General features: G+C 30.0%; 4 protein-coding genes. All 4 read left to right on the top strand.

The window, feature by feature from the left end; all coding sequences use genetic code 11:
• Window positions 1-2,067: primosomal protein N' (gene priA / locus KHW44_RS06910; RefSeq protein ID WP_304067651.1), on the top strand; the 2,067-nt coding region annotated here is incomplete at its 5' end.
• Window positions 2,068-2,075: 8 nt separating this feature from the next.
• A complete protein-coding gene (gene def, locus KHW44_RS06915) occupies window positions 2,076-2,564 on the top strand; it encodes a peptide deformylase (protein WP_304067654.1) in 489 nt (162 codons plus the stop codon).
• Window positions 2,554-3,486, top strand: a complete 933-nt coding sequence (gene fmt / locus KHW44_RS06920) for a methionyl-tRNA formyltransferase (RefSeq protein ID WP_304067659.1) — start codon at window positions 2,554-2,556, stop codon at window positions 3,484-3,486. Before def ends, fmt begins: the two co-directional genes overlap by 11 nt.
• Before the next feature lie 9 nt (window positions 3,487-3,495).
• Complete coding sequence (locus KHW44_RS06925) at window positions 3,496-4,179, top strand: zinc metallopeptidase (protein WP_278735144.1); 684 nt, start codon at window positions 3,496-3,498, stop codon at window positions 4,177-4,179.
• The last annotated feature ends 73 nt before the right edge of the window (window positions 4,180-4,252 follow it).

The raw sequence follows: 4,252 nt of genomic DNA on the forward strand, positions 1-4,252 counted from the left end.
CCTGGAAACTTTGAAGAATTAAAAGAATATTTCACTGCAAATGATAAACTACTGAATGTAGATGAAGATTTGTACAATATTCTTAAAACCAAGAAAGAATATTCAGAAATTAAAGAAATTTCAGATGTTAGCCATAAAAAGCTAATGGAATATGTAAAATCTGATTTTTTGAAAATGGATTTAGTATATGATCAAAAAATTACTCCAAAATTATTAAAATACGTCAAACTTATAGACGATAATCCAGTTATTTCAAAAAGAGCAAATGCTCAACAAAAAATAGTTGATATGCTAAAAACTAAAAAGAACATACTTTATAGTGAGCTTTTAGCGAAAACAAATACGACTTCAAGCGTAATAAAAGTACTTGAAGAAAAGAAAATTGTTGAAATTTATTTTAAAGAAGTTGACAGAGTTGTCGTGGACGATACTAGAACCTATAAGAAAATAAAATTAAATTCACAGCAAGAAAAAGCTTATAATTCGATTTTAGAAAATCAATTTAATTTGTTACATGGTGTAACGGGTAGTGGTAAAACTGAAGTGTATTTGCATTTGGTTGAAAAAATGTTAAATGAAGGTAAAGATAGCATAGTTCTGGTTCCAGAAATATCATTGACTCCGCAGACTATTGAAAGGTTTGAGGGTAGGTTTCCAGGGAAAGTTGCGATAATTCACTCTAAGCTAAATGTTAACGAAAAATTTGAACAATTTCGAAAAATGTATAATGGAGAATATAAAATAGTAGTTGGAGCTAGAAGTGCAGTATTTTCTCCGTTTAAAAATTTAGGATTGATAATCATAGATGAAGAGCATGAAACAAGTTATGTAAGTGAAAAAAATCCTAAATACAACGCTATTGATATTTCCAGATTTAGAGCAGAATATAATAACGCAAAGCTTTTATTGGGTTCAGCAACTCCTGGGGTTGAAGAATACAGCAAAGCTTTAAAAGGTGAGTACAATCTTATTGAAATGAATAAAAGAGCTAATGATACAAACCCTGTTGAATGCAAGATTGTAGATATGAGAAAAGAACTTGAAACTGGAAACATGAGAATGTTCAGTAAAGTTCTACTCAATAAAATTCAAGAAAATTTAAACAAAAAAAAACAAACTATTTTGTTTTTAAACAAGAGAGGTCACACTTCTTTTATTTCGTGCAGAAGATGTGGATATGTACTAAAATGTGATAGCTGTGATGTTTCCATGACATATCATAAAACAAAAAATAGATTGATTTGTCACATGTGTGGAAGAACAGCTCTAAAGCCGAAAGTATGCCCAAACTGTGGCTCGAAATTTATAAAAGAGTTTGGAGCAGGTACTCAAAAATTAGAAGAAGAAACTAGAGAACTTTTTCCAAATGCACGAATTGCACGAATGGATAGAGACACTACAAACACAAAAAAAGATTACAAAAAAATCTATGATATGATGAATAATCAAGAAATAGATATATTAATCGGGACGCAAATGTTGTCGAAAGGATTTGATTTTCCGAATGTTACATTAGTCGGAGTAATGGCTGCAGATATTAGTTTGAACTTAGGAGATTACAAATCTAATGAAAAAACTTTTCAATTGATAACTCAAGTAGCTGGAAGAGCAGGAAGAGCAGAATATGAAGGAGATGTGATTATTCAAACATATAAGCCTGATAATTTTGCTATAACATCGGCGGCACTTCATGATTATAAGATGTTTTATGAAAAGGAGATAAAGCTAAGAAAATCATTTAATTATCCTCCTTTTTTCAGAATATTAAATATCAATATTTCCAGTAAAAACAGAAACGTTGCTATGAAAAAAATCAATGAAGTTTCAAATTACGTTGCTGCCCTTATCAGAAGATACAAACTATCTACAACATTAATAAATGGGCCTCATCCTTCTCCAATAGAGAGAATTAATAATATGTACAGGTTTGATTTGTACTACAAATTTCCAAATGGAGAAGATAAAATAATAGAAATAATAAAAAAAGTTTTGATAAATAATGAATACAATATTAACTTAGAGGGAATAACACTTAAAATAACGTTAGATCCTCAAAGTTATTTTTAGGAGATAAAATGGCATTAAGACAAATAAGATTAGAAAATGATCCAATCTTGAGAAAAAAATCAAGAGAGGTTGAAAAAATAGATGATAGAATCAAACAAATCGTAGATGATATGTTTGAAACAATGTATGAAAATAAAGGAATAGGATTGGCTTGTGTTCAAGTAGGAATGCTTAAGAGGATAGTAGTAATAGACATGCAAGATGAAGATGGCAAAATGGTTTTGATAAATCCTAAAATAATAGAAAAATCAGAAGAGAAACAAATTAATATTGAAGGTTGTCTTTCAGTTCCTGGAAAAAATGGATATGTTGAAAGACCTAAGACTGTTACTGTAGAATACACTGATTTAGATGGAAATATTCAAAGAAAAACTGCCACTGATTACAAAGCACATTGCTTTTGTCATGAATTAGACCATCTTGATGGCGTATTGTACACAGATAAAGTATTGAATCTTTCTGATGAAGAGATTGAGAGATTGAATGATGAAAAATAAAATTGTATTTGCGGGATCTCCAGATTTTGCAGTTGAGAGTTTGCAAAGGTTATATGACAACCCAAATAACGAAATTCAATTAGTGATATCACAACAAGATAAAAAACGAAATAGAAATAAGTTTTCACCTACGGCAGTTAAAAAAAGAGCTATGGATTTGGGAATAGAGGTTATTACTCCACAAAATATAAATGACGATGAAGTCTTTGATCTATTAGACAGACTTAATCCTGATTTTATTGTGGTGGTAGCTTATGGTCAATTAATCAAAAAAAGAATTCTTGATAGATTTAAAAACAAAATTTTGAATGTTCACGCATCAATTTTACCAAAATACAGAGGAGCTTCTCCGATAAATTATTCTTTACTAAATGGTGATAAAGAATCCGGTGTAAGTATTATGTTAGTTGAACAAGGACTTGATACTGGGGATGTTTTAGCTGTAGATAAAATTAAGCTTAACAAAGAAATTATGCTTGAAGAATTGCACGATAAATTAATGATAATGGGTGCTGATTTAATCGATAAAGTGATCAATGATTACCAAAAATATTTCGATTCAAGAGAAAAACAAAATGAAGATGAAGCATCTACTGTAGGTAAAATTCAAAAATTTATGGGTGAAATTAATTTTAATGAAAAAGCAGACGTAATTTACAATAAATTTAGAGGACTGACTCCTTGGCCAGGTTTGTTTTTCAAATTAAACGATAAAACTGTAAAAGTTCACAATATCAACATAATAGAACAATATAATGATAATAAGAATGGAGAAGTTGTAAAAGTAGATAAGAATGGGATTAAAGTTGCTTGTGAAGATGGATTTATAGTTATCACAAGATTACAACTTCCGAATAAAAAACCTCTTAACGTTAGCGAATATTTGAATGGAAATTCATTTGAAGAGGGAATAATTTTGTAGGAGGAATCATTGTTTAATTTTTATTATGATAGAACTATGCTACTTTTGATTCCGGCTTTGATATTGGCATTTTACTCACAAATCAAAGTCACTCATACTTTTGATAAGTATAAGAAAATTACAAATTCAAAAGGATTGACTGGAAAAGAAATGGCAAGAGTTTTGCTTGATTACGAAGGTTTGTCTGATATAGAAATAGTAAATGTTCAAGGAAGCTTGACTGATTACTATGATTCATCAAAAAAAGTTTTGGCTTTATCAGATGCAGTTTATAATAGTCAGTCGATTTCTGCAGTTTCTGTAGCAAGTCACGAAGTAGGTCATGCGATTCAAGACAAGGAAAATTATGGTTTCTTGAGATTTAGAGAATCTTTGTTTCCTGTTGTGAATTTCGCATCGAAATCAGTGTGGATTTTACTTTTACTTGGATTTATGTTTAGCATGAGACCATTAGTAGAATTTGGAATTATTTTATTCTCAGCGACCGTTTTATTCCAACTAATTACATTGCCAGTTGAGTTTGATGCTAGTAGTAGAGCTATACGAGCTTTATCAAATGGACTATTGGCTGATGATGAAATAGAACCTGCGAAACAAGTTTTAAAAGCAGCTGCATTAACTTATATTGCAAGTGCTTTGGTTTCACTGTTACAATTGGTAAGATTAATACTGATATCAAGAGATAGAGATTAAAAATTAATGTAGATTGAACCTAGGGTTAATCCTTTTAGGTTCAATTTTTTTATTTTTGCTGTTTTAGTGTAAA

Source organism: Finegoldia magna, assembly GCF_018371055.1.
Lineage (GTDB): Bacteria > Bacillota > Clostridia > Tissierellales > Peptoniphilaceae > Finegoldia > Finegoldia magna_I.